At 66.9% G+C, this 1,137-nt stretch carries 1 protein-coding gene; it reads right to left on the bottom strand.

Annotated elements, in window-relative coordinates; translation table 11 throughout:
• Positions 1-23 precede the first annotated feature (23 nt).
• Positions 24-1,137: IS110 family transposase (locus tag ACFYW5_RS38005; RefSeq protein ID WP_389421702.1), on the bottom strand; the 1,114-nt coding region annotated here is incomplete at its 5' end.

Raw genomic sequence — 1,137 nt, 5'->3', positions numbered from 1 at the left:
AAAAGGTGCCTCTATGGGCTTCGTCAAGCTGTAGCCGGGGTGGGTGGCTGGTAGAAGGTGCCGTCTCGGAGCATCGCGTAGAGGACGTCGATGCGGCGTCGGGCGAGTGCGACGAGGGCTGCGACGTGGTGTTTCCCCTCACGGCGTTTTCGGTCGTAGTAGGCACGGGACTCGGGCTGGGAGAGCGAGGCGAACGCGGCGAGGTAGAAGGCCCGTTTGAGCTGCTTGTTGCCGCGTCGTGAGGGATGTTCGCCGCGAATGGAGGAGCCGGAGTTCCTGGTCACGGGTGCCAGGCCTGCGTAGGCGGCGAGGTGGCCGGCGGTGGCGAAGCCGCTGCCGTCACCGACGTCGATGAGGATGCGGGCTGCGGTCCTGATCCCGATGCCGGGCATCGAGATCAGGACCTGGGAAAGAGGGTGGGCCTCCAGGAGTTCTTCGATCCTTGCAGCGAGGAGTTTGCGCTGGTCAAGGACTGACTGGAGGGAACTGGCGAGGGTGGGGACGATCAGCGCGGCTGCGTCGGTGCCCGGGACGACGACGGTCTGTTCGTCGAGTGCGGTGAAGATGTCCTCGACCAGCCGCTCGGCCATCCGTGGTGCCTTCGGCCGTATCAGCGTGACCAGTCGTCGCCTTCCGGCTTTGCGGATCTGGGCGGGTGAGCCGAACTGGTCCAGCAGCCGGAGCACGGCCGGGTGCTGGATCCGTGGGCCAAGGACCCGTTCCAGTGACGGATGGATCTGGGTGAGCAGGCCGCGGAGCCGGTTGGCGATCCGGGTGGACTCGCCCGCCAGGTCGTCGTCGAAGCCCGCGATCATGGCGAGCTCGGCGACCGTCTCATCGGCGGGATCGACCGCCCGCAGGGTGTGGGGCATTGCTCTGGCAGCGTCCGCGATGACGAACGCGTCGCGAGCGTCGGTCTTGGCTTCACCAGGGTAAAGATCGGCGATCCGCCGCATGGTCAGTCCGGGCAAGTAGGCGACCTGGCAGCCTGCATCCCGGGCGACTGCCAGGGGCAGGGCTCCGATGGAAGCCGGCTGGTCGACGACCATCAGCACGGTCCCGTGCTTGGCCCGGAGCTTGTCGAACAGCTCCCGCAGCTTCGGTTCGCTGTTAGGCAGCGGCTTGTCGAACACCTTC

It is taken from the genome of Streptomyces sp. NPDC002779, from assembly GCF_042888685.1.
In the GTDB taxonomy this organism is placed as follows: domain Bacteria; phylum Actinomycetota; class Actinomycetes; order Streptomycetales; family Streptomycetaceae; genus Streptomyces.
This window is presented reverse-complemented; position numbering and strand designations above follow the sequence as displayed.